The 26,544-nt window shown below is 71.7% G+C and carries 21 protein-coding genes; 8 read left to right on the top strand and 13 right to left on the bottom strand.

Annotation, left to right across the window (positions count from 1 at the left end; all coding sequences use genetic code 11):
• The first annotated feature begins 8 nt into the window (after positions 1 to 8).
• The gene (locus tag ACZ7GJ_RS19355; RefSeq protein WP_470753175.1) at positions 9 to 1,799 is read left to right on the top strand and encodes a sensor histidine kinase; all 1,791 of its coding nucleotides are present in this window, start codon (positions 9 to 11) and stop codon (positions 1,797 to 1,799) included.
• Between the two features lie 31 nt (positions 1,800 to 1,830).
• On the opposite strand, the gene ACZ7GJ_RS19360 is transcribed toward ACZ7GJ_RS19355, so the two are convergent.
• Positions 1,831 to 2,724, bottom strand: coding sequence for a Cof-type HAD-IIB family hydrolase (locus tag ACZ7GJ_RS19360; protein WP_470753176.1), 894 nt, complete (start codon positions 2,722 to 2,724; stop codon positions 1,831 to 1,833).
• Between the two features lie 126 nt (positions 2,725 to 2,850).
• Between ACZ7GJ_RS19360 and ACZ7GJ_RS19365 the strand changes: the two genes are divergently transcribed.
• A complete protein-coding gene (locus tag ACZ7GJ_RS19365; protein WP_470753177.1) occupies positions 2,851 to 3,753 on the top strand; it encodes an LLM class flavin-dependent oxidoreductase in 903 nt (300 codons plus the stop codon).
• A 78-nt stretch (positions 3,754 to 3,831) separates the two neighbouring features.
• On the opposite strand, the gene ACZ7GJ_RS19370 is transcribed toward ACZ7GJ_RS19365, so the two are convergent.
• From ACZ7GJ_RS19370 to ACZ7GJ_RS19380, 3 genes are all read right to left on the bottom strand, one after another.
• Positions 3,832 to 6,885, bottom strand: a complete 3,054-nt coding sequence (locus ACZ7GJ_RS19370; RefSeq protein ID WP_470753179.1) for a tetratricopeptide repeat protein — start codon at positions 6,883 to 6,885, stop codon at positions 3,832 to 3,834.
• The gene (locus ACZ7GJ_RS19375; protein ID WP_470753180.1) at positions 6,882 to 8,804 is read right to left on the bottom strand and encodes an HSP90 family protein; all 1,923 of its coding nucleotides are present in this window, start codon (positions 8,802 to 8,804) and stop codon (positions 6,882 to 6,884) included. The genes ACZ7GJ_RS19370 and ACZ7GJ_RS19375 overlap by 4 nt, the downstream gene beginning before the upstream one ends.
• A gap of 133 nt (positions 8,805 to 8,937) precedes the next feature.
• Complete coding sequence (locus tag ACZ7GJ_RS19380) at positions 8,938 to 9,477, bottom strand: RNA 2'-phosphotransferase (RefSeq protein ID WP_470753182.1); 540 nt, start codon at positions 9,475 to 9,477, stop codon at positions 8,938 to 8,940.
• A 133-nt stretch (positions 9,478 to 9,610) separates the two neighbouring features.
• Here ACZ7GJ_RS19380 and ACZ7GJ_RS19385 point away from each other — a divergent pair, with 133 nt between their 5' ends.
• Positions 9,611 to 10,387 carry an aquaporin gene (locus ACZ7GJ_RS19385; RefSeq protein WP_470753185.1) on the top strand — a complete coding sequence of 259 codons (777 nt, stop codon included), beginning with the start codon at positions 9,611 to 9,613 and terminating at the stop codon, positions 10,385 to 10,387.
• A 115-nt stretch (positions 10,388 to 10,502) separates the two neighbouring features.
• Here the strand turns inward: ACZ7GJ_RS19385 and ACZ7GJ_RS19390 are convergent, their stop codons facing one another.
• From ACZ7GJ_RS19390 to ACZ7GJ_RS19405, 4 genes are read right to left on the bottom strand one after another with little or no spacing between them, the layout of a single operon-like run.
• The gene (locus ACZ7GJ_RS19390) at positions 10,503 to 11,429 is read right to left on the bottom strand and encodes a MerR family transcriptional regulator (protein ID WP_470753186.1); all 927 of its coding nucleotides are present in this window, start codon (positions 11,427 to 11,429) and stop codon (positions 10,503 to 10,505) included.
• A 10-nt stretch (positions 11,430 to 11,439) separates the two neighbouring features.
• Positions 11,440 to 12,324 (bottom strand): metal-dependent hydrolase, encoded by an 885-nt coding sequence (locus ACZ7GJ_RS19395; RefSeq protein ID WP_470753361.1) that lies wholly within the window; start codon positions 12,322 to 12,324, stop codon positions 11,440 to 11,442.
• A 59-nt stretch (positions 12,325 to 12,383) separates the two neighbouring features.
• Positions 12,384 to 14,156, bottom strand: coding sequence for an SDR family oxidoreductase (locus ACZ7GJ_RS19400; RefSeq protein WP_470753187.1), 1,773 nt, complete (start codon positions 14,154 to 14,156; stop codon positions 12,384 to 12,386).
• Complete coding sequence (locus tag ACZ7GJ_RS19405; RefSeq protein ID WP_470753189.1) at positions 14,153 to 15,010, bottom strand: M24 family metallopeptidase; 858 nt, start codon at positions 15,008 to 15,010, stop codon at positions 14,153 to 14,155. The genes ACZ7GJ_RS19400 and ACZ7GJ_RS19405 overlap by 4 nt, the downstream gene beginning before the upstream one ends.
• Before the next feature lie 247 nt (positions 15,011 to 15,257).
• Between ACZ7GJ_RS19405 and ACZ7GJ_RS19410 the strand changes: the two genes are divergently transcribed.
• The 5 genes from ACZ7GJ_RS19410 to ACZ7GJ_RS19430 all read left to right on the top strand — a co-directional run bounded on the left by ACZ7GJ_RS19410 (position 15,258) and on the right by ACZ7GJ_RS19430 (position 19,503).
• Complete coding sequence (locus ACZ7GJ_RS19410) at positions 15,258 to 16,238, top strand: ABC transporter ATP-binding protein (RefSeq protein ID WP_470753191.1); 981 nt, start codon at positions 15,258 to 15,260, stop codon at positions 16,236 to 16,238.
• Positions 16,228 to 17,115 carry an ABC transporter permease subunit gene (locus tag ACZ7GJ_RS19415; protein ID WP_470753192.1) on the top strand — a complete coding sequence of 296 codons (888 nt, stop codon included), beginning with the start codon at positions 16,228 to 16,230 and terminating at the stop codon, positions 17,113 to 17,115. Before ACZ7GJ_RS19410 ends, ACZ7GJ_RS19415 begins: the two co-directional genes overlap by 11 nt.
• Positions 17,112 to 18,023 carry an ABC transporter ATP-binding protein gene (locus tag ACZ7GJ_RS19420; RefSeq protein ID WP_470753194.1) on the top strand — a complete coding sequence of 304 codons (912 nt, stop codon included), beginning with the start codon at positions 17,112 to 17,114 and terminating at the stop codon, positions 18,021 to 18,023. Before ACZ7GJ_RS19415 ends, ACZ7GJ_RS19420 begins: the two co-directional genes overlap by 4 nt.
• Positions 18,024 to 18,037: 14 nt before the next feature.
• On the top strand, positions 18,038 to 18,757 hold the full coding sequence (locus tag ACZ7GJ_RS19425) for an ABC transporter permease subunit (RefSeq protein ID WP_470753196.1): 720 nt from the start codon (positions 18,038 to 18,040) through the stop codon (positions 18,755 to 18,757).
• An 86-nt stretch (positions 18,758 to 18,843) separates the two neighbouring features.
• Positions 18,844 to 19,503 (top strand): rhomboid-like protein, encoded by a 660-nt coding sequence (locus ACZ7GJ_RS19430; protein ID WP_470753199.1) that lies wholly within the window; start codon positions 18,844 to 18,846, stop codon positions 19,501 to 19,503.
• A 196-nt stretch (positions 19,504 to 19,699) separates the two neighbouring features.
• Here the strand turns inward: ACZ7GJ_RS19430 and ACZ7GJ_RS19435 are convergent, their stop codons facing one another.
• The 5 genes from ACZ7GJ_RS19435 to ACZ7GJ_RS19455 form a co-directional block, all read right to left on the bottom strand.
• Complete coding sequence (locus ACZ7GJ_RS19435) at positions 19,700 to 20,512, bottom strand: HAD family hydrolase (RefSeq protein ID WP_470753200.1); 813 nt, start codon at positions 20,510 to 20,512, stop codon at positions 19,700 to 19,702.
• On the bottom strand, positions 20,509 to 21,786 hold the full coding sequence (serS, locus tag ACZ7GJ_RS19440; RefSeq protein WP_470753202.1) for a serine--tRNA ligase: 1,278 nt from the start codon (positions 21,784 to 21,786) through the stop codon (positions 20,509 to 20,511). The genes ACZ7GJ_RS19435 and serS overlap by 4 nt, the downstream gene beginning before the upstream one ends.
• A 527-nt stretch (positions 21,787 to 22,313) precedes the next feature.
• Entirely contained in the window at positions 22,314 to 23,249 is a 936-nt protein-coding gene (pheA, locus tag ACZ7GJ_RS19445; protein WP_470753203.1) for a prephenate dehydratase, read from the bottom strand.
• A 42-nt stretch (positions 23,250 to 23,291) separates the two neighbouring features.
• Complete coding sequence (gene efeB / locus ACZ7GJ_RS19450; protein ID WP_470753363.1) at positions 23,292 to 24,575, bottom strand: iron uptake transporter deferrochelatase/peroxidase subunit; 1,284 nt, start codon at positions 24,573 to 24,575, stop codon at positions 23,292 to 23,294.
• Complete coding sequence (locus ACZ7GJ_RS19455) at positions 24,572 to 26,536, bottom strand: copper resistance CopC/CopD family protein (protein WP_470753205.1); 1,965 nt, start codon at positions 26,534 to 26,536, stop codon at positions 24,572 to 24,574. The genes efeB and ACZ7GJ_RS19455 overlap by 4 nt, the downstream gene beginning before the upstream one ends.
• Between the last annotated feature and the right edge of the window lie 8 nt (positions 26,537 to 26,544).

A 26,544-nucleotide genomic window follows, 5' to 3' on the forward strand; every position in this document is an offset into this window, starting at 1 on the left:
TCAAGGGCATGTCAGTGCAGGAGCCGCAGGATTCGCAGGGACCGCAGGAACGGCTGGGCCCGCAGGGATCGCCCGAGGCAGCGCCGGATACGCCGGGCAGACCGGATGCGCCGGACCCGCTGGAGGCCGCGTCCGCGGCCACCAGGAGTCTCCAAGGGCTGTCCACCGAGCTCACTGCCCGGGTGCCACAGCTGCTGGAGGCGATGCGCTCGGTCGGTACCGGCCTCGAACTGCACTCCACGCTGGACCGCATCTGCGAGACCGCGGCCGAACTCGCGGACGCCCAGTACGCGGCCATCGGGGTCGTGGACACCGAGGGCCGCGGGCTCTCGGACTTCGTCACCTACGGGGTCAGCCCCGAGACGACGCGGCGGATCGGACACCGTCCGGACGGGAAGCGGGGCCTGCTCGGCGCATTGATCTCGCACCCCGACACGGTCCGGCTCGCCGATCTGACGAAGGATCCGCGCTCGGCCGGCTTCCCCCCGCACCACCCGCCCATGCGGACGTTCCTCGGCGTTCCGATCCGGGTCCAGGGGGAGATCTTCGGCAACCTCTACCTCGCCGAGAAGAACGGCGGCGGCCAGTTCAACGACTACGACGTCCACATGGTCCGGGTGCTGGCCACCGAGGCCGGTATCGCCATCGGCAACGCCCGCCTCTACGAGGCCGCCACCCAGCGCGAGCGGTGGATCGACGGCTCGGTGGCCGTCACCACCGCCCTGCTCTCGGGCGGCGATGCGGACGACGCCCTCGCGGTCGTCGCCGAACAGGCCCGCCACCTGGCCGATTCGGCCGCGGGGATCGTGATGCTGCCCGCCGAGGACGGCGGAATGGAGATCGTCGCCGTCTCCGCGGAGAACCCCGCCACCTCACTCGGGCTGGTGATCCCGGCCGAGAGCCCGGTGGTGGCCAGGCTGCTGGAGGGCGAGCCGGTCTTCGTGGACGACGCGGCCAGCGATCCGCGCATGATCAGCCGGCTGACCAGCCAGTACGGGGCCTGCATGATGCTGCCCCTGCAGAGCGGCGGCCGGGTGCTCGGCGCGCTGGTCACCCCCCGGGCCCGGGGAAAGAGGCCGTTCACCGAGGCGGAACGGACCCTGGCCACGCAGTTCGCCTCCCAGGCGGCGCTCGCGCTGATGATGGCGGAGGCGCAGCGCGACCGGGAGCGGCTGGCCGTCTTCGAGGACCGCGACCGGATCGCCCGAGACCTGCACGACCTGGTCATCCAGCGGCTGTTCGCCACCGGGATGATGCTGGAGGGAGCCCAGCGCCGGTCCATCGTCCCGGAGGTCCGCGACGGGGTCGGCAAGGCCGTGGACGAGCTGGACGTGACGATCCAGGAGATCCGCACCGCGATCTTCGCGCTCCAGCAGGGACCGGCGGAGGCCCCCTCGGGCCTGCGCACCCGCGTGTTGCGGGAGATCAACATGGCTGCCGTACCGCTGGGCTTCAAGCCCGCACACCGCTTCCTCGGCCCGATCGACGCGGTCGTCGGCGAACTGGTGGGCAAGAACCTGATCGCCGCCCTGCGCGAGGCACTGTCGAACGCCTTCCGGCACGCGGAAGCGGGCCGGATCGAGGTGGTCCTCGACTCCACCGTCACGTTGGCCGACGGACGGCCCGGGGTGCGGTTGGAAGTCGCCGACGACGGAGTCGGCATCGCCGAGGGAGGACGGCGCAGCGGGCTGCGCAATCTGCGCCGCCGGGCCGAGTCACTGGGCGGTTCCAGTTCCTACGGCCCGGGCATCGGTGAGAACGGCGGCGGGACCACCCTGGTCTGGGAGGCCCCGCTCTAGGCTCTGCCGGTTGCTGCCCGCGCGGGGCGAGCTACAGCTCGGACTCGGCGCGGGCGGCGCGCTCGGCCAGGATCTGCTCGATGACGACGGCGACCCCGTCCTCGTTGTTGGCGACCGTCCGGCCGGACGCGGCCGCGATCACGGCCGGGTGGGCGTTGGCCATCGCGTATGAGGTGCCTGCCCAGACGAGCATCTCGATGTCGTTCGGCATGTCCCCGAAGGCGACCACCTCCGCGGGGGAGATACCGCGTTCCTCGCAGCACAGCTCCAGGGTGCTGGCCTTGGACACGCCCAGCCCGCTGATCTCCAGCAGGGCGGTCGGGCTTGAGCGGGTGATCGCGGCGTACGTGCCCGCGGTGGAGCGGGCCAGGGCCAGGAACTCGTCCGGGGCCAGCTCGGCGTGGTGCGCGAGCAGCTTGAGCACGGGGGCGGAGTTCTCGTCCGTGTCCTCGGCGAGGAGCTTCTCGGCCGTGGCGAGATTGGCGCCGGGGTCCTGGAAGAAGGGCGGGTAAGCCGGCTCGTAGTTGATCCCGGTGGTCAGCTCGACCGCGAAGGAAGTGCCGGGGGCGGCGGCCCGCAGGGCCTCCGTCACCTTGAGTGCGGTGCTTCGGGGCAGAGCTCTGACCTGGACGAACTCCGGCTCGCCGCGCAGGTCGACCACGGCGGCACCGTTCGCGCAGATCGCCAGGCCGTGGCGGTGGACGTGGTCGCTGACGACGTCCATCCAACGGGCCGGGCGGCCCGTGACGAAGAAGACCTCGATGCCGGCCTCCTCGGCGGCGGCGAGCGCGGCGATGGTCCGCGCCGAGACGGATTTGTCGTCGCGCAGCAGGGTGCCGTCGAGGTCGGTGGCGATGAGCCGGGGCGTGGGGGTTTGCCCGTCCGGGCACTGAGGAGCCGAGGTCACGGCTCCATCTTCACCCATGGGACTCGGGCGCAGAGCCAGGGCCGGTCGCACTCCCGGGCGGTGAGCGATGTTTCACGTGAAACAAGAGATCGCCCAGCCATGTTTCACGTGAAACATGGCCGCGGGCCACCGTAGGCTCGATGCATGAGTCTGCGTCTGAGCACTGTGATCCTTCCGGTACGCGCGTGGCACGAGGGAGGCCGCGACCAGTGGGTGCGGGCCGAGCAGCTCGGCTTCCACAGCGCCTATACCTACGACCACCTGTCCTGGCGGACCTTCCGGGACCGCCCGTGGTTCGGCGCTGTGCCCACCCTGACCGCCGCGGCCGCGGCAACCGAGCGGATGCGCCTGGGCACCCTCGTCACTTCGCCGAACTTCCGGCACCCGGTGACCCTTGCCAAGGACCTCATCAGCCTGGACGACATCTCCGGCGGGCGTGTGACCCTCGGCATCGGCGCGGGCGGCAACGGTTTCGACGCGACGGCCCTGGGCCAGGAGGCGTGGACCCCGCGCGAGCGCGCGGACCGCTTCGCGGAGTTCGTCGAGCTGCTGGACCGGCTGCTGACCGAGGGGGCGGTGACCCAGCAGGGCACCTTCTACTCCGCCGATGAGGCCCGCAACATCCCCGGCTGCGTGCAGCGGCCGCGGCTGCCGTTCGCGGTCGCCGCGACCGGGCCGCGCGGCCTCAAGCTCGCCGCCGCGCACGGCCAGGCCTGGGTGACCACCGGCGACCCGAAGCTGTTCGAGGCGGGCACGCCCGAGCAGTCGCTGGAAGCCATGCGCGGGCAGATCGCCAAGCTGGACAAGGCGTTCGCGGAGATCGGGCGGGCACCCGAGCCCATGGAGAAGATCCTCCTGACCGGCTTCACCCCGGAGCGCAACACGATGCTGGAGTCGGTGGACGCCTTCGTCGACTTCGCGGGACGCCACCGCGAGCTCGGCTTCACCGAACTGGTGATCCACGCGCCGATCCCGGACTCCGACTTCGCCGCCGACGAGCGCGTCTTCGAGCAGATCGCCACCGAGGCGCTCGCGCAGCTGGGCTGAGCCCACGCCCGCTCCGGCCCCACCGCCATCAGGCGGCGGGGCCGGAGCAGACGGCTCAGGCCATCAATCCATCAGGCCTCAGTCCATCAGGCTCTTCACGGCACGCTCCGCGCTGGGCAGCATCCACTCCGGGGCCGTGCCCTCGGGCAGTGCCCGGAGCTCGTCGGCCAGAGCGGACATCCGGGCGGCGCCCGCTTCCGCACGGCCCAGCTCGTGCTCGGTCCAGGCGGCGCTGGTCAGGCACTGGAACCGGTCCTGCAGATGGTCCGTGCCCAGGTCCCCGTAGATCCCGGCTGCCCGGTCCCACAGGTGGACCTCCTCCAGCCGCAGCGCCTCGATCTTCGCCTCGTCCAGGAGTACGAGGCGGTCCGAGCCCGTGCCGGTCTCGTCCGCGTCGTCCACGTCCTCGTCCTCCTGGGCGGTGACGCGCCGGTCGAGGATCTGGGCCAGCTGGTGCCAGGTCTGGGCGAGTTCGGACCGCAGTTCCGGTGCCTGCGGATCCGAGGCCGGCGAGCCCTCCAGCACCGCGGCCGCCTCGCCCATCCGGGCCCGCGCCTGTGCCACTCCCGCGTCGGTGACCCCCTCGCGCAGCCCCAGCCAGGCCAGCGAGCGCAGCATCCGTGCCGCGGCGGCCGGATCCCCGCCCGTCTGCCGGTGCAGTTCCAGGGCCCGCTCGTACGCGGCGACCGCCTCCGGCACCAGGTTGGCCATCGAGAGCTGGTCGGCCGCCGACTGGGCGAGGGCCGCGTGCGGACGCTGGTCCTCCCAGTCCTTGGCCACCTCCGCCGCCAGCAGGTACTGCTCGGCCGCCGGCCGCGGCTCCCTCAGCTCGCTCAGCAGGTCACCCAGGAACTCCCGGGCGGATACGGCCTGCCCCTCGCCGTGCTCCAGCAGGTCCGGCAGCGTCGACTGCAGCACCTCCGCCGCGTCGGCGGGGCGGCCGTCCCGCGCGTACGCCCGGGCCAGCAGCAGCCGGGCCTGGGCCCCGCCGTCCGCGGTGCGACCGGCCTGGTCGAACCAGTGCGCCGCGGTCAGGGCGTGTGTGGCCGCCTCCCCCGCCGCCCCGCGCCGCAGCAGGATGTCCGCCAGGGTGAGCCGTACGACGCCCTGCGTATCGGCATCGGTCACCTCCGAGGCGTGTTCCAGCGCGGAAAGTGCCGCCTCCTGCGCCTCCTCGGGCCGGTCGAGGGAGACCAGCACGCCGGCCCGCAGCACCAGGGGGTCCACCGCCTCCCACGGCCGACCCGCGGCGACCGACCGGGCGGCAGCCGCTGCCAGCAGTGTCGCGGCCCCGTCGGGGTCCCCCTGCGACAGGGCCAGGCGACCGAGCGTCTCCTCGGCCTCCGCGACCACGTCCGGCAGTGACTCGTCGTAGGCCGCGGCGAAGGCGGTCAGTTCGGCGGCGAACTCGTCGTGCCCGTCGGCGTGGCCGTGGCCGTGGCCGTGGACGAGGTCGTGCCCGTGGTCGTGGCCCGGCACGTCCGAGTGGGCGGCCTCGACCGAGCGCAGGTAGGACTCCACGCGGATCGAGGTCAGTTCCGCGAGCGCGATCCGGCGGGTCCGCAGCGGCTCGGCCGGATCCAAGGCCTCCGCGGACCTCAGGGCCGCCGCGAGCAGCGCCCGGATCTCTCCCGGCGCGCCGGCGGCCTGCGCTACCGCGGTTGCCAGCCGTAGTTCGGCCAGGGCGGCCCGCTCCGCCTGGCCGAGGGCGCGGTACCGGTCCCGGACCGCCGTCAGCAGCTCGGCCGCGTCGGCCGCGCCGCTCCGGGCGGCGGACAGCGCACGATGGTCCGCCACGTCCGCCAGGAGCTGGGGTTCGGCGTCCTGCCCGTCCTGCCCGTCCTGCCCGCTTCGCTCGTCCAGCCGTACGGCCACCTCGGCCCACAGCCCGTCGGCGGCCGGATGTCCCTGGTCGCGGGCCTGCCGGGCGCGCTCCACCAGCTCGGCGAAGCCGGTGGCCGGCGCCGCGGCGGGCACCGGGAGGGGATCCGGTGCCGGGATCCCGGCCGGCTCGGGCAGCGCCGTGCTGCGTACCCCGAGCGGCAGCACGTCGAGCAGGGGAGCCTGCTCGATGCGCGTGCGCAGTTCGTCCGAGGTCCGGGTGTGGCCGTTGCGCGCGTCGAAGCGCCCGGCGATGCCCAGGGCCTCGGCCCGCAGGATCCCGTACAGCTCGTCGACCGTCCGGGGGGAGCCCTCGTACGGCACGGACAGGTCGGCGCCGTGTCCGAGCAGGCTCAGCCGGCGCAGCAGGACCAGGACGCCGCCGTAGAACTCCATCTGGGAGTCGACGTCCGCGAGGGGGCCCAGGAGGGCGGTGTGCTCGGTGAGGATCTCCAGGCCGCGCGGTTCGTTGCCGGTGAGCGCGCAGAACTCGATGTGCTCGCCGATCGAGCGCAACAGGCTCTCCGTGCCCCGCGCCATGCGGTAGCCGCGCAGGTGGTGGGCCCGGGCCTCGTCGGCGCGCCCGAGGCGGACGAGGGGCAGCAGCGAGCGGGCGAGCACCCGGTGCGGTTCCTCCCGGCAGGTCTGACGGCCCGCGAGCACCGGCTCCCAGATCTCGATCGCCTTCGCGTACTCGCCCTTGTTCGTCCAGAACCAGCCCTGGGTGTGGGTCTCGCAGGCGTGGCAGTCGCTCATGCCGTCGCGCTCAGCGGCCCGCCAGCGGTTGATGGCCCGCTCGGCGCGCTCGTCGTCACCAGTGGCGTGCGCGAGGTAGAACTCCGCCTGGCGCACGGCCCGCTCGCTGTATCCGGCGAGCCGGTAGCGCCGTTCCATGTCCTCCAGCCAGCCGGTGACGGACTCCAGCGGGATCTCGGGGGACTCCACGATCCGGCCGGACACCCATTTGAACCGCCAGAACAGGTTGTAGGTGTCCCTCCTGCCGAAGGCGCCCGGGTCGCGGTCGTACTCCTGGAGCAGCCGGGCGAACGGGATCACCATGCGGGTCCGCTCGGCGCTGTACTCGTAGGCGTCGATCTGGGCGAGCAGCGCCTGCCGGAACAGCTCCGGGTCACCGCAGACCTCCGCCGCCGCGGTCAGCACCTCTGCCTGCGCGTTGCGCGCGGGGCCGTGGGGCAGCTCGCGGTTCTCGTACAGCGCCTGCCGGATCTCCTCGGCCGTCATGCTGCTCACTTGTCGTCCTCCCGGGAGTCGGCGGAGTGGGTCGCCCATTCCAGGAGCCCGAGGAAGGCCCGGTTGAGCAGGGTGGAGTCGGCGGGGCGCAGTGGCCGCTGGGACATCAGCAGGGCCTGGCCGTACAGCGATTCGACGGCGGTGCCGGTCAGGGCGGCGTCGGGGAGGGCGGCGATCCGGCGGATCAGCGGGTTGTTGTGGTTGAAAACGAGCCGGGCCCGCGGAGCGGATCCGCGCAGCGCGCCGAGGATGCCGCTCCACAGGGAGTCGGCGCTGTCCAGCGCCGCGGTGCGGTCGCGTTCCTGCCGGGCCTGGCGGTCGTCGAGGTACAGCGCGGGCACGGACACGGGCTGGAAGGCGCGCAGTGCCACGTCGCAGCCCTGCGGCTCCAGCCGGGTACGGGCGGTCGACAGGAAGGAGGCGAGCGCCAGTTCGGCGGCGGCCGGGACGGGGTCGAGCCGCTCGGTGACGGCTCCGGCGTCCAGTTCGGAGACCTTGAGCCCGGGCCGTACGGCGGGCAGCAGGGCCAGCAGGTCCGCGTCGTAGGTGTATCCGGCGTTGATGACGCCGAGCCCGTGGGCCGCGGCGATCGGGGCGATCTGGCGGAACTCCTCGACGGTGCGGGTGAAGTGGATCTCGGAGTGGGCGGCCGCGAACTCCTCCAGGCTCATCGAGCCGTTGCTGGTCTCGAACGGCAGCCACGGCAGCATGAGGCCGAACAGCTCCGCGTCGTGCCGGGCCAGGGACTTCACGCCGAGGTGGTGGACGCTCAGGAACGCGGCCAGGCGCTCGGGGTCGCTCGCCGCGAGTTCGGTGAGCCAGGCCCGGACGCGGGCTCCGAGGGCCTCGCGTACGGCGCCCAGGGTTTCGTCGTCGTACAGGTTCTCGCGGGAGGCGGTGGGCCGCAGCGTGTCGGTGTCGAGGACGGCGCGGACGAAGAAGGCCCAGTCGGGCAGCAGGTTGTCGGCCTTGTCGGTGAGCAGCATGCCCTTGAGGTGGACGCGGTGGCCGGCCCGGTGGGCGGGGCTGGTCGGCTCGGGCAGGACGTACGCCACTCCGCGCACTCCGGCGACGGGCAGGTCGAGGTCGATGCTGTCGAGCGGGGAGAAGCCGAAGAGCTGGTCGCAGTGCCCGGCGAGCGCGACGCGGCGGGCGGCGGGCGTGCGGAAGGGCCGGTCCCACACGGGGGGCCGGTCGGTGATGTGGCGCGGCTCGCCGCCGGAGCCGTCGTCGAAGGTGATGTCGTACGGGAGCAGGGAGCCGTAGTCGCGGGCGAGCTGCTCGACCTTGGCCGGCTCGGCCCACTCCTCGGCGCCGGGGCGGGCCTGGAGGGTGACGGTGGTGCCGGGTTCCGGGCGGGCCTCGGGCGGCAGTTCGCGGACGGTGTACGAGCCGTCGTCCGTGGCCAGCCACTCGACGGGCGCGGCCTCGGGGTCGCGTGCGGATCGGGTGACGACGCGGATCTGGCGGGCGACGACGAAGCAGGCGAGAAGGCCGATGCCGAACTGGCCGAGGAATTCCTGGCGGGTGGTCTCCAGGCCGTGCTCTCCGCCGCGCTTGGAGCTGCGGCCGATGGTGGCGAGGAGGGAGTGCGCCTCGCTCGCGGTCAGGCCGATGCCGCTGTCCTCGATGGTCACGGTTCCGGCGGTGGCCGAGAGCCGGATGCGCACCTGGGCGTCGGGGTCGAGGCCATGGCGGGCGGTGACGGCGTCGACTGCGTTCTGCAGGAGCTCGCGGACGTAGACGCGCGGGCTGGAGTAGAGGTGGTGGGAGAGCAGGTCGACCAGGCCGCGCAGATCGACCTGGAAGGTGCTGGTCGCCGCCTCGGGAGCGGGAGCGGGAGCGGGAGCGGAAGCCGCGGTGGGCGCGGGAACGGGCGCCGGAGCCGGAGTGGGAACGGATGGGGGTGTGGACGTCATGGTGCGTCACCTCGTGTGTTCGCGCGGGTGGTTCGGCGATCGCGAGGTGCCCCCCCTCACGTATCCCGGAGTGGGCAACAGAGTAGGGCGATGATCCGACAATCCCTGAGCGAATTCCCCTGACGCCCGGGGATCAGGGGAAGCGCAGGAACTGCGGCGGTACGGAGTCCGCCAGCCAGACCCCGTTGGCGCTGACCCGGAAGACGTGTCCGGCCGCACGCATCGCCCCCGCGTCCACGCTGATCACGATCGGTCGGCCGCGGCGCGCGCCGACGCGGGTGGCGGTCTCGCGGTCCGGGGAGAGGTGCACGTGGTGGCGGGCCATCGGGCGCAGGCCCTCGGCTCGGATCGCGTCCAGGGCGGCGGCGACGGTGCCGTGGTAGAGGTACGCCGGCGGCTCGGCCTCCGGCAGGCCCAGGTCCACCGGGACGGTGTGCCCCTGGCTGGCGCGGATCCGGGTGCCCTGCACGGCGAACCGCTGCTTGTCGTTGGCGGCCACGACGTGGTCGAGCTCGGCGCGGCTGATGGCGAATCCGTGGGCCGCGGCCGCGCTCAGTAGATCGTCGATCTCCACCCAGCCCTGTGGATCGAGCACCAGTCCGATGCGATCCGGCTGATGCCGCAGGTGTTTCGAGACGTATTTGGACACCTTCACGGTGCGCCTGTCATTCATGCGCCCAGCGTGCCCGGTCCGCGGGGCCTTCGACAGGGATTTTCCGACGGTCGACAGGGGGTGGACACCCTCTATCGCCTTTCCGAGATGCGGAATATATTTTCCGCTGCCACTTCTGTTCAGGGGAGAATCCATGACGACCCACGCGTCTCTGCCACGCCGCGCGGCCGCCGAGCTCATCGGAACCGCCGGCCTGCTCGTGGTGGTGATCGGATCCGGGATACAGGCCGCCGAGCTGAGCCGCGACACGGGTGTCGCCCTCATCGCCAACTCGCTCGCCTCCGCCATCGGCCTCGGGCTGATCATCACCCTCCTCGGGCCGCTCTCCGGCGCCCACCTCAACCCGGTGGTCACCCTCACCTCCTGGTGGCACCGGCGCACCGGCGGCGAGGGACTCGCGGGCCGGGACGCCCTCGTCTACGCCGCCTCGCAGATCGCCGGAGCCATCGGCGGGGCGGTCCTCGCGGAGGCCATGTTCGGTCGCACCCCGGGCACCTTCTCCACCCAGATCCGCGACGGGGGCCACCTGCTCATCGGCGAGGTGGTCGCCACCGCCGGGCTGGTCCTCGTCATCGAGGGCCTCGGCCGGATCGGGCGCCCGAGGCTCATCCCGCTCGCGGTCGCCGCGTACATCGCCGCCGCGATCTGGTTCACGTCCTCGGGCTCCTTCGCCAACCCGGCCGGCACCATCGGGCGCTCTTTCAGCGACTCCTTCACCGGCATCGCCCCGCAGTCCCTGCCCGGGTTCGTCGCCGCCCAGCTGCTCGGCGGGGTCCTGGGCCTGGTGCTGGCGGTCCTGCTCTACGGCCGCGCGCAGCGGGCGGCGACCGTCGTCGCCACCGGCGTCGGCAACCTGGAACAGGTGGCCGAAAACCGTCCCACCGACCCGGCCTACGAGGCCGTCAGCTGAGGCTGCTGGCCGGGTTCCCCACAGCTCCACAGGAGTTGTCCACAGCTGTCCACAGCCCTTTGGTCCGGTTTCGACGGCAAAAGCGGGATCCGCCCTGTGGACTACTGATCGACAGCTACCGGCCGCCGTGCGAGCCGCCGCGGCGCGCCAGATCGTTCATCGTCCTGGCCTGCAGCTCCCGCTCCGTCGCGGCCCGGACGAACTCCGCGACATGGTCCGCGCCCACCAGTTCCTGCACCGCCCGCACCGTCTCGGCCGGCAGCGCCACCGGTGCCGGTCCCGCGGGCTGAGGGGGCGCTGCCGCCCCCAGGTGCCGCTGGAGGTGCCGGGTCGCGAACAGCTGCATGGCCCGCGCCAGCTCCGCGTCCACCGTCTGCTGCGCCAGCGGCCGCAGCCTCCGTACCATCGTCGCCGCCTCGGCCGCGTCCGCATCGGTCGGAGGCACCGGCCCGAGGTACCGGGCGAAGACGTGCTCGGTGGTGAACTCCAGGAATCGCGAGGCGATGTGTTCCACCTGCCCGCGCAGCTCCCGCAGGTGGCCGGTGATCGCCGGCAGCGGCACCCCGGCCGCGTACAGCTCGGCGGCCACTGCCAGCTCCTGCGGCGAGGGCACCAGGAACTGGTCCGGGCGGCCCGGGATCCGCTCCAGCACCCCCAGCTCGCAGGCCTCGCCCACGGCGTCGTCGTCGGGCTTGCCGCCGAACCGCTCGTTCAGCTCGTCCCGGCTGATCCGGGCCGCCTCCTCGTCGGTCCACGGCCCGTGCACCTCGGCGACCAGTCCCAGGACGCCGCCCAGCCCGCGTCCCGCGTCCCAGGCCTCCAGCAACTCCTTGATGGAGGCCAGGGTGTAGCCGCGGTCCAGCAGGTCGGCGATCTGCCGCAGCCGAGCCAGGTGCGTGTCCCGGTACACGTTGGAACGGCCGCGCCGCTCCGGCTTGGGCAGCAGACCGCGGTCCTGGTACGCCCGGATCGTGCGAACGGTCGCACCGCTGTGGTGCGCCAGATCCTCGATCCGGTACTCGGCTACTGCCTGATCGGACAACCCCGGCTCCCTACGACATGGCGGCTCGGCCGACCGCGCCCGCGGCGGTCCGGGCGGCAGGCGAAGCCGCAAGGTACTCGACCGCCCTGCGCAGCGAGCCCTCCTGCGAGGGATGGTACGACCGCCGCAGGTAGCGGGGTATGGCCGTGCCGAGCTCTCTCCACGTCGGCAGCAGCCCCTTGGCCACGGCCCGGTTGTGCGCGCGCAGCGAATAGCGTGTCCGCCCGCGCAGTCCGGGGTCGTTGCGCATGAGGTACGAGGCTCCCCACACCCACAGCCAGCCCAGCACCGGGGCGACCACGACCATGCCCTCCACGCGCCGCGCGTACCGGGGCAGTCCGGCTCCCCCGCAGTGCTCGTACATGTCGAAGGCGACGGATCGGTGCTCCACCTCCTCCGCTCCGTGCCAGCGCAGCAGGTCCAGCATGATCTCGTCCGCGCCGGCCCGGTCGAGCCCCTCGGCGTGCAGCACCCAGTCCCCGAGGACCGCCGTGAACTGCTCGATCGCGGCGATCAGCGAGAGCCGGAAGCGCAGCCACTCCTGCGCCGTGATCGGCGCCCCGAAGGGCGGGGTCTCGCCCAGCAGCTTCTCGAAGAGGAAGTCCACGTACTTCGTGTACGCCTCGGTCGGCAGGCCCTGCTCCGCTAGGTGGTCCAGGACGTAGGAGTGCTGCACGCTGTGCGTGGCCTCCTGGCCCATGAACCCCTTCACGTCCTTGCGCAGCACCGGGTCGGTGACCAGCGGCAGGCCCTCCTTGAAGACCTTCACGAACCACCGCTCGCCGGCGGGCAGCAGCAGGTGCAGCACGTTGATGACGTGGGTGGCCGTGGGCTCGTCGGGTATCCAGTGCAGCGGCGTGGTCTTCCAGTCGAAGGCCACCCGGCGCGGACCGATCGCGTACGAAGCCCCCTGCGGTCCCGGCGCGGGGACGCCGGGCTGCTCCGCGGCCCGGCTCACAGCCGGGGCTCCAGCTTCGCGAAGGCCCGCAGCGTGCGCGGGGCGAAGCGGGACATCCACAGCGCGCCCTTGGACTCGGGGGTCACCGGGACCACGGCTTCGTTGCGCACCACGGCCTTCAGGATCGCGTCGGCGACCTTCTCCGGCGGGAAGTTGCGCAGCCCGTAGAGCCGCGAGGAGCGCTGCTGGCGGCGCTTCTCCTCGGCCTCGTCCACCCCGGCGAACCGGGAGGTGGCGGTGATGTTGGTGTTGACGATGCCCGGGCAGATCGCCGAGACCCCGATCGACTTCGAGGCCAGCTCGGCGCGCAGGCACTCGCTCAGCATCAGCACCGCCGCCTTGGAGGTGCTGTACGCGGGCAGGGTCCGGGAGGGCAGATAGGCCGCGGCGGAGGCGGTGTTGACGATGTGCCCGCCCTGGCCGCGCTCGGCCATCTGCCGGCCGAAGATCCGGCAACCGTGGATGACGCCCCACAGGTTGACGTCGAGGACCTTCTTCCAGTCCTCGGAGCTGGTCTCCAGGAAGGGACCCGACAGGCCGATCCCGGCGTTGTTGACCAGGACGTCCACGATCCCGTGCTCGGCCGCGACCTTCGCCGCGAGCTCCTCCATCGCCTGCTCGTCGCTGACGTCCACGCACTCGCCCCAGGCCTCGGGTGCGCCGACGAGGCGGGCCATGTCGGCTGTGCGCGCCGCGCCCTCGGCGTCCCGGTCCACGCACACCACGCGGGCCCCGGCCTCGGCGAACGCGAAGGCGGTGGCCCGGCCGATGCCGCTGGCTGCTCCGGTGACCAGGACCAGCTGGCCGCCGAACCGGTCGGCGTACTTCCCCGGGGCCTTCTGTTCCGGTGCCCGCGTGGCGGGCTCCTCCCGCGCGCTGACGAACTCGGTGATCCACGCGGCCAGCTGGTCGGGCCGGGTCCGGGGCACCCAGTGCTTGGCCGGCAGGGTGCGGCGTACCAGGTCGGGGGCCCACAGTTCGAGGTCGTCGTAGAGCCGCTCGGAGAGGAAGGCGTCCTCGGTCGGGGTGATCAGCTGGACCGGTACGTGCGCGTATGCGTCGGCGCGCGGCCGGCGCAGGCGCGGCCGGACGTTGTCCCGGTAGAGCCAGGCGCCGTGCGCCGCGTCGGAGGGCAGCGAGGAGGTCGGGTAGGACCCGGCCGGAACCTGCTCGATCCGCTGGAGGATCCCCGGCCACCGCTTGCCGAGCGGCCCGCGCCAGGCGAGCTCCGGCAGCACGGGGGTGTGGAGCATGTACACGTACCAGGACTTGGCGCCCTGGCCGAGCAGCTGCGCGGCCCGGCGCGGGGTCGGCCGCGCCATCCGCTTCTTGATCCAGTGCCCGAAGTGGTCGAGGGAGGGCCCCGACATCGAGGTGAAGGAGGCGATCCGGCCCTCGGTGCGGCCGACCGTGGCGAACTCCCAGCCCTGCACCGAGCCCCAGTCGTGGCCGACCAGGTGCACCGGCCGGTCCGGACTGACCGCGTCCACCACGGCCAGGAAGTCATCGGTCAGCTTCTCCAGGGTGAAACCCCCGCGCAGCGGCTTCGGGGCCGTGGAGCGCCCGTGACCGCGCACGTCATAGAGCACGACGTGGAAACGCGTGGCCAGCCGCTCGGCGACCTCCGACCAGACCTCCTTGCTGTCCGGGTACCCGTGCACCAGCACCACGGTCGGCCGGTCCGCCTCGCCGAGCTCGATGACGCACAGCTCGACCCCGCCGCTGCTCACCCAGCGCTCGCGCGCCCCCGCCATTCCCGTCCCGTTCATGCCGTCTGCTCCTCAGCCCAGCGCCGCACGTGCGGCAGATCGTCGTCCAGCCAGAACGCGCTCTCCTCGGGGTCCCGGGAGTCGGTGACGACCAGGATCTCCTCGAACTTCGCGCCGGTGCCCCGGAAGCCCAGGTGCGGCTCCACCGCCCACAGGCCGGGCTGCGGCGGATGGTCGGAGAAGTGGTAGGGACTCCACAGCGGGGACCAGCCCTCACGGTGCCCGTGCAGGGCGTCGGCGGCCAGCCCCTTCAGGGCCTGCGTGCCGAACCCGAACGCCGTCGGCGACCAGCGCCGCTCCTTGACCCGGTCTATCTTGTGCGCGATCACACCGAAGGGGTAGGCGCGGTGCCGGTTCGCGTATCCCTGGCGGATCATGAGCCGCTCGACGTCCTCGTAGATGTCGCGCAGCGAGCGGCGCTCGCGCACCTGCTCCAGGATCAGCTCGCGGTGCGCCTTGAGATCCGAGAGCAGCCGGTCGTGCACGGGGTTGAGCCCGAGGCAGCCCGAGTACCCGATGTCGGCGGTGTAGCCCTTGTAGACCGGTGCCATGTCGAGGATGAACGGCATCCCCGGCTCCAGCGCCCGGTTCGTCGGGAAGAACTGAAGGGGGATCTTGAAGTTCACGAAGGCGGTGCGGTCCCCGAACCAGGCGAACGGCATGTGGAACCAGTCCCGCACTCCGCGCTCGCGCAGCCACTCACGCTGCATCCGCGCGGCCTCGCGCTCGGTCACGCCCGGCCGCAGCTGCGCCGCGACGGCCTCCGCGCACTCGTAGGAGAGGCGCTGTACCTCCCGGAACCCGCTCAGCTCGGCGGAGAGTCGCGCGGTGCGTTGCTTGGTGTCCCCAGCCATACCAGCCCGTCCATCCCTACTAGCCGTACGCGCCCGTAACTTGACACTGATGAATGTGACAATGACCGGAGATCACGTCAAGGCCCGTGCACGGACCTGTGGACAAACTTGTCCGGTACGCATCAGGCTTCGCAATCGGCCACCGTCCGCATCAGCCTTTGGTCAGGGTCTGTAGTCCTGAAGGCTGAGACTCGATCCGGCTCCAGGTCTGACGATCCGCGCCGCCGTCGCCACTAACGTCGAACCCGTGACTGTCATCGCGACCGAAAGCCTGAGCAAGCGGTACCCCCGAGTGACCGCTCTCGACCGGCTCTCCCTGGACATCGGGCCCGGCGTAACCGGACTCGTGGGTGCCAACGGAGCCGGCAAGTCCACGCTGATCAAGATTCTGCTGGGACTGTCCCCCGCCACCGAGGGCCGCGCCGCCGTGCTCGGACTCGACGTCGCCACGCATGGCAGTGCCATCCGCGAGCGCGTCGGCTACATGCCCGAACACGACTGCCTGCCACCCGACGTCTCGGCCACCGAGTTCGTCGTGCACATGGCGCGCATGTCCGGCCTCCCGCCGACCGCTGCCCGTGAGCGGACCGCCGACACCCTGCGCCACGTAGGGCTGTACGAGGAGCGCTACCGCCCCATCGGCGGCTACTCCACCGGCATGAAGCAGCGCGTCAAGCTCGCCCAAGCACTCGTCCACGACCCCCAGCTGGTGCTGCTCGACGAGCCCACCAACGGCCTGGACCCGGTCGGCCGCGACGAGATGCTGGGCCTGATCCGACGCATCCACACGGACTTCGGCATCTCCGTGCTGGTCACCTCCCACCTGCTCGGCGAGCTTGAGCGGACCTGCGACCACGTCGTGGTCGTCGACGGCGGCAAGCTGCTGCGCTCCAGCTCCACCAGCGACTTCACCCAGACCACCGCGACCCTCGCGGTCGAGGTCACCGACTCCGACACCCACCCGGACGGCACCTCCGCCCTGCGCAAGGCGCTCACCGAGGCGGGCATCACCCTGCACGCGGGCGAGGAGCAGGGCCTCCCCGGAGCCGGCCACATCCTCCTCGTCGAGGCCACGGGTGAGCAGACGTACGACACCGTCCGCGACACCGTCGCCGACCTGGGGCTCGGCCTGGTCCGCATGGAGCAGCGCCGCCACCACATCGCGGAGGTCTTCCGCGACAACGACCAGTCCGTCCAGCGGAAGGGAGCCGGTTCCGATGGCGCCTGACACCTCGACCCAGATCCACAACATCGGCTACCGGTCCTACGACGGCCTCCGGCTCGGCCGCGCCTACGCCCGCAAGTCGCTGTACTCGCAGTCCCTGCGCGGGGCCTTCGGACTCGGCCGCTCGGCCAAGTCCAAGGTGCTGCCGATGCTCCTCTTCGCGGTGATGTGCGTTCCCGCACCGATCCTCGTCGCGGTGTCCATCATGGTGCCCACCTACACCGACCTGCCGATCAAGTACACGACGTACGCCCTGACCACCCAGGTGATCGTCTACCTCTTCCTCGCGTCGCAGGCACCCCAGTCGGTCTCCCGGGACCTGCGCTTCAAGACCGTGCCGCTCTACTTCTCGCGACCCATCGAGCGCGTCGACTACGTCGTGGCGAAGTTCGCGGCCATGGCCTCGGCCCTCTTCATCCTCACCGCCACCCCGCTGCTGATCATGTACATCGGCGCGCTGCTGGCGAAGTTCGACTTCAGTGACCAGACCAAGGGATTCGGGCAGGGACTGGTGTCCGTACTGCTGCTGTCGCTGCTCTTCTCCGGCCTCGGCCTGGTCATGGCGGCCCTCACCCCGCGCCGCGGCTTCGGCGTCGCCGCGATCATCGCCGTGCTGCTGATCCCCTACGGCGCGGTCACCGCGGTGCAGGGCATCGCCTACAGCACCGGCTCCACCGGAGCCATCGACTGGTTGGGCCTCTTCTCCCCGATCACCCTGATCGACGGCTTCCAGACCGCCCTCCTCGGCGCGTCCTCCGCCTTCCCCGGCGGCACGGGCCCGTCGGCCGGCACCGGCATGGTCTACCTGCTCGTCATCCTCGGCCTCATCGCCGGCTCCTACGCCGCCCTGATGGCCCGCTACCGGAAGGCCGGGCTGTGACCATCATCGACATCGACCACGCCTCGCGCTGGTTCGGCAACGTCGTCGCCGTCAACGACGTCACCATGCGCATCGGACCCGGCGTCACCGGGCTGCTGGGCCCCAACGGCGCAGGCAAGTCCACCCTCATCAACATGATGGGCGGCTTCCTCGCCCCCTCCACCGGCTCCGTCACCCTCGACGGGGTGCAGATCTGGCGCAACGAGCAGGTCTACAAGCAGGTCGGCGTCGTGCCCGAGCGCGAGGCCATGTACGACTTCCTCACCGGCCGGGAGTTCGTCGTCGCCAACGCCGAACTCCACGGGCTCGACGACGCGGCCGCGCAGCGGGCCCTGGCTACCGTCGAGATGGAGTACGCCCAGGACCGCAAGATCTCCACGTACTCCAAGGGCATGCGCCAGCGCGTCAAGATGGCCTCCGCCCTCGTCCACGACCCGTCCGTGCTGCTCCTCGACGAGCCGTTCAACGGTATGGACCCGCGCCAGCGCATGCAGCTCATGGAGCTGCTGCGGCGTATGGGCGACGAAGGCCGCACGGTGCTGTTCTCCTCCCACATCCTGGAGGAGGTCGAGCAGCTGGCCTCGCACATCGAGGTGGTCGTCGCCGGGCGCCACGCGGCCTCCGGCGACTACCGCAAGATCCGCCGCCTGATGACGGACCGCCCGCACCGCTACCTCGTCCGCTCCTCCGACGACCGGGCCCTCGCCGCGGCCCTGATCGCCGACCCGTCCACGGCCGGTATCGAGGTCGACCTCAAGGAAGGCGCCCTGCGGATCCAGGCCGTCGACTTCGGGCGCTTCACCGAGCTGCTGCCGCGGGTCGCCCGCGCGCAGGGCATCCGGCTGCTGACGGTCTCGCCCTCCGACGAGTCCCTCGAGTCGGTCTTCTCCTACCTCGTCGCGGCCTGAAGGAGCTGGCACCCATGTACAACCCCACCGTCGCCCGGCTCACCTACCGGGCCCTGCTCGGCCGCCGCCGCGCGCTGATCCTCTGCGCGCTGCCCGTCCTGCTGATCGTCATCTCCGTCGCCGTCCGCGCCTTCGCCGGCCTGGACGACAAGGTCGCGGCAGACCTCCTCGGCGGCTTCGCCCTCGCCACCATGGTCCCGCTGATCGGCGTGATCGCCGGCACCGGAGCCATCGGCCCGGAGATCGACGACGGCTCGATCGTCTACCTGCTCTCCAAGCCGGTGAAGCGCCCGACGATCATCATGACCAAGCTGATCGTCGCGATCGCCGTCACGATGGCCTTCTCCGCCATCCCCACCCTGATCGCCGGCTTCATCCTCAACGGCAATGGGCAGCAGATCGCCGTCGCTTACGCCGTCGCCGCCGTGGTCGCCTCCATCGCCTACAGCGCGCTCTTCCTGCTGCTGGGCACCGTCAGCCGGCACGCCGTCGTCTTCGGCCTGGTCTACGCCCTGATCTGGGAGTCGCTGTTCGGCAGCCTGGTCAACGGTGCCAAGACCCTCAGCGTGCAGCAGTGGTCCCTCACCCTCGCGGAGAAGATCGCCGGCGAGGGATACGTGGACGCCACCGTCAGCATGCCCACCGCCGTGGTCCTGCTCGTCACCGTCACCATCGGCGCCACCGTCTACGCCGGCCAGAAGCTGCGCCGCCTGACCCTGGCGGGCGAGGAGTAGGACCCCGCCGCACCCGCTCGGCACACTGTGCCCCGCCCGGCCCACCCGGCCAGGCGGGGCACAGCCGCGCACGTCATCATCAGTGCATGATCGAGCACCCCGAGCCCGAGCCGTCCAGGCCCGTGCGGTCCTGGATACGGTCCGCGCCCGGCACGCACATCTGGCTGCTGATCATCGCCATCACCAGCATCGTCGTCGTGATCGCGCCCGACCACCTCGAACGAGTCCTGCTCCACCGCAACAGCAGCAACATCCACGAGCTCGCCAAGCACCCGATAAGGAGCCTTCTCTCCAGCGCCTTCTGGATCGAGAACCCGGCCTCGCTCGCCCTCTACGCCGTGCTCTTCGAGCTCTTCCACGCCCCCGTCGAACGCTGGCTCGGCACCCTGCGCTGGCTCGTGATCGTCGCGACCGCCCACATCACGGCCACCCTCGTCAGCCAGAAGGTCGTCCTGATGGCCATCCAGGACCACCGGGCCCCGCGCAGCATGGTCCACGTCGTCGACATCGGCGTCAGCTACGGACTCGCGGCCGCCATCGGCGTCCTGACCTACCGGCTGCCCGGCCCCTGGAGATGGTTCTACCTCGCCGGCGCCGTTGCCTTCTTCGGGCTCCCGCTCGCCACCGGCGGCACCTTCACCGACCTCGGCCACGCCATCTCGCTCGCCGTCGGTCTGCTCGCCTGGCCGCTCACCCGGCACCCCCACCCGCACGGGCGTCCCGTCCATGTTTCACGTGAAACATGAGCCGGTGGCCCGCGACCCGCTCCGGCCGCTGAGCGGCGGCGCCGGACGCGCCGCCGACGTAGGGAAATTCGCTGGTACGGGGATTGCGCGCGGGGCAGAGTGAGTCGTGCGGGGAGCAACAAAAAGGTCCGGGGCAGCCGCTTCGAGCGCGCCTGACGGCGCGGGCTGCCCCGGACCTTCTCGTACGTCGTAGGTGCTACGCAGCGCCCAGCAGGCGCTCCAGCACCACCGCGATGCCGTCCTCCTCGTTGGAGGTCGTCACCTCGTCGGCCACCGCCTTCAGCTCCGGGTGGGCATTGGCCATCGCCACCCCGTGCGCGGCCCAGCCGAACATCGGGATGTCGTTGGGCATGTCGCCGAAGGCGATCGTCTCCGCCGCCTTCACACCCAGCCGGCGCGCGGCCAGCGAGAGGCCGGTGGCCTTGGTCAGCCCCAGCGGCAGGATCTCCACGATCCCCGGACCGGCCATCACGATGTCCACGAGGCTGCCCACGGTCTCCCGGGCCACCTTGACCAACGCGTCGTCGTCCAGCTCCGGGTGCTGGATGTACAGCTTGTTCAGCGGGGCGGTCCACATCGCAGCGGTGTCCTGCAGGTAGAGCGCCGGAAGGCCCTCCTGCACCTGGTACCCGGGCCCGAACAGGACCTCGCCGTCCACCCCGTCCCGGCTGGCGGCCAGGGCGAGCGGACCCACTTCGGCCTCCAGCTTCGACAGCGCCAGGCCGGCGAGCTGCCGGTCCAGCGTCACCGAGGTGAGCAGCCGGTGCGCGCCCGCGTCGTAGACCTGAGCGCCCTGCCCGCAGACCGCGATCCCCTTGTAGCCGAGGTCGTCCAGGACGTGCCGCGTCCACGGCACGGCCCTGCCGGTGACGATGATGTGCGCCGCGCCCGCCGCGGTGGCCGCGACGAGCGCCTCACGGGTGCGTTCCGAGACGGTGTCGTCGTCACGCAGCAGCGTGCCGTCGAGATCGGTCGCGACGAGCTTGTACGGGAACGGGGCCGTGCTCACTTGGCGATCGGCTCCAGCACTTCGCGGCCGCCCAGGTACGGACGGAGCACGGGGGGGACCCGGACGGTGCCGTCGGCCTGCTGGTGGTTCTCCAGGATGGCGACGATGGTGCGCGGGACGGCGCACAGCGTGCCGTTGAGCGTGGACAGCGGCTGGGTCTTCTTGCCGTCGCGGTAGCGGATCGACAGGCGGCGGGCCTGGAAGCTGTCGCAGTTCGAGGCGGAGGTCAGCTCGCGGTACTTGCCCTGGGTGGGGATCCAGGCCTCGCAGTCGAACTTGCGCGAGGCGGAGGCGCCCAGGTCACCGGTGGCGACGTCGATCACCTGGAACGGCAGCTCCAGGCTGGTCAGCCACTGCTTCTCCCAGTCGAGGAGCCGCTTGTGCTCGGCCTCGGCCTCCTCCGGCGCGACGTACGAGAACATCTCGACCTTGTCGAACTGGTGGACGCGGAAGATGCCGCGGGTGTCCTTGCCGTACGTACCGGCCTCGCGGCGGAAGCACGGCGAGAAGCCGGCGTACCGCAGCGGGAGCTTGTCCGCGTCGATGATCTCGTCCATGTGGTACGCGGCGAGCGGGACCTCGGAGGTGCCGACCAGGTAGTAGTCGTCCTTCTCCAGGTGGTAGACGTTCTCCGCGGCCTGGCCGAGGAAGCCGGTGCCCTCCATGGCGCGCGGGCGGACCAGCGCCGGGGTCAGCATCGGGATGAAGCCGGCCTCGGTGGCCTGCGCGATCGCCGCGTTGACCAGCGCGAGTTCGAGCAGCGCGCCCACACCGGTGAGGTAGTAGAAGCGCGAGCCCGACACCTTGGCGCCGCGCTCGACGTCGATGGCGCCCAGCGACTCGCCGAGCTCCAGGTGGTCCTTGGGCTCGAAGCCCTCGGCGCCGAAGTCGCGGATGGTGCCGTGGGTCTCGAGGACGGTGAAGTCCTCCTCGCCGCCGACGGGCACGTCCGAGTGGACGATGTTGCCGAGCTGGAGCAGGAGCTGCTTGGCAGCCTCGTTCGCCTCGTTCTGCTCGGCCTCGGCGGCCTTGACGTCCTGCTTGAGCTGGTCGGCCTTCTTCAGCAGCTCGGCCCGCTCCTCGGGGGAGGCCTTCGGGATGAGCTTGCCGAGGGACCTCTGCTCATTGCGCAGTTCGTCGAAGCGCATGCCGGAGGACCTGCGGCGCTCATCGGCGGAGAGCAGTGCGTCGACGAGGCCGACGTCCTCTCCACGGGCGCGCTGCGAGGCGCGGACACGGTCAGGGTCTTCACGGAGCAGCCGAAGGTCAATCACCCCTCCAGGCTACCGGGCGGGCCTTCCTGGGATCACACCGATATCACGCTGCGTGTCGCTATGTCCTAATTGCGGAGAATGGAAAAGCTCCGGCAAGGTGGTCGGGAGGCCCCTTCGGGGTGGGTCAATAAAAGCGGTCCCATTCCCCGAAAAGGGGCATGGCGCCAGGGATCGGGCATGCCCTGAGCAGGGCCGGAGGCTCTGCCTTGTCCACAGGAATTCCCCGTCGCGGCGTCTTATCCACAGGCTGTGCGCCGGATCTGTGGACACGGGAATAGATCATTCCCGACCGGGGAGTCGCCGGGCTCAATCAGGGCTCAAACCACCCTCACACACTCATTCGGGTGGGAATGGCTCGCCCCAAAGAGTTGATCGGTGATGCGGGGGTGACGCCGTTCACCCTCCGCTCCCCAGCGCGAAACCTGCGCCGCCCGACCGATTTGTCGACCTTGTCGCGCCACTCTGTCGACTTGTCCCCAGGCCTGGGCCTCGGCCTGTGGATAACCCTGTGGACAGTGGAGGGACCGCTACGCGCGGCCGTCGAGGCAGCGTGCCAACCAGTCGGAAGCGGCGGTGAAGTCACCGTCGGAGGTGCCCGGCCGCGGAGCGCGGACGTCACCCTGAGCGACCCCGGCGCGCGGATACGAGCCGAGGAAGCGCACCTGGGGGCAGGTGCGCTTGAGGCCCATGAGGGCCTCGCTGACCCGGCGGTCCGAGATGTGGCCCTCGGCGTCGACGGCGAAGCAGTAGTTGCCGATGCCCGCACCGGTCGGCCGGGACTGGATCAGCATCAGGTTCACCCCGCGTACGGCGAACTCCTGGAGGAGCTCCAGCAGCGCTCCGGGGCGGTCGTCGCCGAGCCAGAGCACGACCGAGGTCTTGTCGGCACCGGTCGGGGCGGCCGGCCGGGCCGGGCGCCCCACGAGCACGAAGCGGGTCTCCGCGTTCTCCGCGTCGTGGATTTCGGTGACCAGCGGGACGAGCCCGTAGGTGGCCGCCGCGAACTCGCCCGCGAAGGCGGCGTCGAACCGGCCCTCCTGGACCAGCCGGGCCCCGTCCGCGTTGGAGGCGGCCGATTCCCACACCGCGTCCGGCAGGTTCGCCCGCAGCCAGTTGCGGACCTGGGGCTGCGCGACCGGATGGCCGGTGACGGTCTTCACGTCCGACAGCTTCGTCCCCGGCCGCACGAGCAGTGCGAACGCGATCGGCAGCAACACCTCGCGGTAGATCATCAGCGGCTCGCCCGAGGCGAGCTCGTCGAGGGTGGCGGTGACCCCGCCCTCCACCGAGTTCTCGATCGGCACCAGCGCGGCCGCGGCCTCGCCGTTGCGTACGGCGTCCAGGGCGGCCGGGACCGACACCATCGGGACGAGCTCCCTGGTCGCGGCTTCCGGCAGTGTCCGGAGGGCGGCTTCGGTGAACGTGCCCTCGGGACCGAGATAGGTGAAGCGGGTGGCCGACATGTGATCAGCCTAATGCCGGGGCACCGGCCGCCGTGGGGCTGTTCACCCCTCGAGCAGCCGCTGCCCCACGTACTCCCCGGCGCGCGCGCCGGGCGGCACCGCGTACAGGCCGCTGGCCTCGTGCCGGATGAACGCCGACAGCGCGTCGCCCCGGTCGAGTTTGCGCTGGACGGGGACGAAGCCGCGCAGCGGGTCGGCCTGCCAGCAGATGAAGAGGAGTCCGGCGTCCGGGGTGCCGTCCGCCGAGATCCCGTCGTGGAAGGAGAAGGGACGCCGGAGCATGGCCGCCCCGCCGTTCTGCGCCGGGGCCGAGATCCGGGCGTGGGCATTGGCCGGGATGACGGACTTGCCGTCGGGGCCGATCTTGTCGAGGCCCATCGCCGTGGTCTCGGTGCCGCCGGTCAGCGGGGCGCCGGTGGCCTTCGTACGGCCGATGACCTGCTCCTGCTGGGCCACCGACTGCTGCTCCCAGCTGTCGAGGAGCATGCGGATGCGGCGCACGACGGCGTACGAGCCACCGGCCATCCAGGCGTGCTCGGCGGGTCCGGGGCCCGCGCCCTGGACGAAGATCCGCTTGTCGAAGTCGGGCTCGGCGGGCTTCGGGTTGCCCGTGCCGTCGATCTGGCCCATCAGGTTGCGGGCGGTCATGGGGGCCGCGGTGGCACCGGGGGACCGGTTGAAGCCGTTCATCGACCAGCGCAGGCGCGCGGCGTCCCCGGCGTCCTTCTGTATGGCCCGCAGGGCGTGGAAGGCGACGAGTCCGTCGTCGGCGCCGATCTGGACCCACAGGTCGCCGTTGCTGCGCTGGGCGTCGAGCCGGTCCGAGGAGAAGTCCGGCAGCGGGTCCAGTGCCGCGGGGCGGCGGGCCGTCAGACCGGTGCGCTCGAAGAAGGAGTACCCGAAGCCGAAGGTGATGGTGAGGGAAGAAGGCCCGGCGTCGAGGGCGATCCCGGTGTCGGAGGTCGGCGCGGTCTCGCCCGCCATGAGCCGCCGCGCGGTGTCGGACCAGCGGCGCATGAGGGCGGCGGCCTCGGTGCGTCCCGCGCCCGGAGCCATATCGAAGGCGAGGACGTGCCCCTTGGCCTGGAGGGGCGTGGTGATGCCGGGCTGGTGGTCACCGTGGAAGGCGACCTGCGTGGCGCCGAGGGAGCTGAGGCTCCCGGCGGCGCCCGGGGCGCCGGCCGCGGGTTCGGCGACGGCGGAGTGGGCGAGGGCGCCGCCGGTGGCGCCGAGCGCCAGCCCCGCGGCGCCCGCGGCGCCGACGGTGCCCAGCAGGCGGCGTCGGGAGATCTCGATGTCGGGGTTGCTCTCGGTCACGCTGGTCAGCCGATCTTCACGTTCTTCTGCACGGTGGTCTGGTCGATGTCGGAGGTGCGGACCGTCACGTCGATCCGCCACTCGCCGGCCAGCGGCAACTGGACGCCGGACGCGCTCCAGTGCCCGGGCGCGGCACGGTCGGGGACGACCGGCAGGGGGCCGATGTCCTTGGTCGGGAGGGTGAAGGAGATCTTCATCTCGGGGAGGTCGAAGGGCTTGCCGTCGGGGGTCTCGGCCCACACGTGGAGGGTGTTGGCGCCGACACGGCCCGGGTCGAGTTCGACCCGGACGGAGCCCTTGCCGTTCTGGCCGCCGGTGTCGAAGGGAAGGGTGACCTTGATGGCCCGGTTGGGCACGGCGGTGGAGTTGGAACCCCGCGAGGACTCCAGCTCCGCGGCCCGGCCGGGCTCGGTGCTGGTCAGGATGGTCGTGACGGCCAACAGCACGACGGCGACACCCGCCTCGGCGAGGACCGACCGGCGCAGGCCGGCGCGGTCCGGATCGGCGTCGCGCGCCTGCTTCTCGCGGGCATTGACCTGCGCGGCCTGCTGCCGGGCGAGCTGCGCGGCCCGCTTGGGGTCGCCCGCCGCGGTGCCGCCGACGCCGACGGGCTGTGTTTCACGTGAAACATCGCGCTGCGCCACGACCTTGGCCGCCTCGGCCCCGTGGGCGGCCTTCCCGGAGGCGGACTCGGCGAGCCGCCCGGTCCACGAGCGGGAGACGTAGGCGATGGAGATGAGAACGGCGACGAGGCCGACCTTGATGATCAGCAGCTGTCCGTATCCGGTGCCGGTGAGGGCGGACCAGGTGCCGATCTGCCGCCAGGCCTGATAGGTGCCGGTCGCGGCGAGGACCAGCACGCTGCTGAAGGCCACGGTGGAGAACCGCCGGATGGCCTCGCGTTCGATGCCGGGGGCCTTGTGCAGGGCGACCAGCAGTGCGGTCAGTCCACCGAGCCAGGTGGCGACGGCCAGCAGGTGGAGGACGTCGACGGGCATGGCGATGCCGGGCTGGATGCCGGTCGAGGCGTGCTCGGACAGGGCCCAGGTGGCGGCGATGCCCGCCGCGACGACGGTCCCGCCGATGGCGAGGCCGAAGACGAGGTCTCCGTCGGCCTTGGCGTCCTCCGCGCTCCTGTCGGCCTGCTGCCGCCTCGCGTAGGCGCCGAACAGTACGGCGATGAACAGCGCGGCAGCGCCGAGCAGGAGCAGCCGGGAGACGAGGGAGGCGCCCGACTTGGTCTCCAGTACGGCCTTGAGCCCGTCGAGGTCGAAGGTGTCGGCGAACTTCCCGGACCCCGTGTACGGGTTGCGGAGCATCAGCATCGCGAGCGTGGCGACGGTCAGCGTGACCCAGGCCCGTACGACCAGCCTCTGGAGCGACCGCTCGGCCGCGCCCCGGCGCCAGCACACCAGGATGAAGGCGGCGCCGCCGACCAGGACGGCGAAGCCGGCGTAGGCGGCGTACCGGGCGACGTCGTAGGCGATGGCGACGGGCCCGTCGCCCGCGGTCTGTGCGGGCAGGGTCACCGATGTGGCCGAAGGGGCGCCGATGGAGAACGTGAAGGCGCCGGCGATGGGGTGGCTGTCGGCGGAGACGGCCTGCCAGGCCACGGTGTAGGTGCCGTTGGGCAGGCCGGTGTGCAGGGCGGTGCCGTAGCGGATGATCGATCCGCTGCACATGTCGCGCAGTTCACCGGTGTCGACGCGCTTGCCCTGGGGGTCCAGGACGCGGATGGAGTCGTCGCCCATGGCGACCTGCTCCGAGAAGGAGAGGGTGACCTGGGCGGGAGCCGTGGCGACCACCGCCCCGTCCTTGGGGTCGCTCGCGGTGAGTGCGGCGTGCGCCGAGGCCGGGGTGGCCACGGCGAACAGGGTTGCCAGCAGGGCTGCGAGGACCAGCGTGAGCCGCGGCAGGAAGGCCGTGGCGTGGACGCGGGCCGCGGATGGGGCGGGGGCGGTGGCCGTCATGGCGTGTC

The sequence above is a fragment of the Streptomyces sp. NPDC037242 genome (genome assembly GCF_055604165.1).

Bases quoted from the DNA above. Each gene is read 5' to 3' on its own strand.
- ACZ7GJ_RS19355 (WP_470753175.1), top strand. From the start codon at position 9: ATGTCAGTGCAGGAGCCGCAGGATTCGCAGGGACCGCAGGAACGGCTG.
- ACZ7GJ_RS19365 (WP_470753177.1), top strand. From the start codon at position 2,851: ATGAGTCTGCGTCTGAGCACTGTGATCCTTCCGGTACGCGCGTGGCAC.
- ACZ7GJ_RS19430 (WP_470753199.1), top strand. From the start codon at position 18,844: ATGATCGAGCACCCCGAGCCCGAGCCGTCCAGGCCCGTGCGGTCCTGG.
- ACZ7GJ_RS19380 (WP_470753182.1), bottom strand. From the start codon at position 9,477: ATGAATGACAGGCGCACCGTGAAGGTGTCCAAATACGTCTCGAAACAC.
- pheA (WP_470753203.1), bottom strand. From the start codon at position 23,249: ATGTCGGCCACCCGCTTCACCTATCTCGGTCCCGAGGGCACGTTCACC.
- ACZ7GJ_RS19405 (WP_470753189.1), bottom strand. From the start codon at position 15,010: ATGGCTGGGGACACCAAGCAACGCACCGCGCGACTCTCCGCCGAGCTG.
- ACZ7GJ_RS19360 (WP_470753176.1), bottom strand. From the start codon at position 2,724: ATGGGTGAAGATGGAGCCGTGACCTCGGCTCCTCAGTGCCCGGACGGG.
- ACZ7GJ_RS19385 (WP_470753185.1), top strand. From the start codon at position 9,611: ATGACGACCCACGCGTCTCTGCCACGCCGCGCGGCCGCCGAGCTCATC.
- ACZ7GJ_RS19455 (WP_470753205.1), bottom strand. From the start codon at position 26,536: ATGACGGCCACCGCCCCCGCCCCATCCGCGGCCCGCGTCCACGCCACG.
- ACZ7GJ_RS19375 (WP_470753180.1), bottom strand. From the start codon at position 8,804: ATGACGTCCACACCCCCATCCGTTCCCACTCCGGCTCCGGCGCCCGTT.
- ACZ7GJ_RS19415 (WP_470753192.1), top strand. From the start codon at position 16,228: ATGGCGCCTGACACCTCGACCCAGATCCACAACATCGGCTACCGGTCC.
- ACZ7GJ_RS19425 (WP_470753196.1), top strand. From the start codon at position 18,038: ATGTACAACCCCACCGTCGCCCGGCTCACCTACCGGGCCCTGCTCGGC.
- ACZ7GJ_RS19400 (WP_470753187.1), bottom strand. From the start codon at position 14,156: ATGAACGGGACGGGAATGGCGGGGGCGCGCGAGCGCTGGGTGAGCAGC.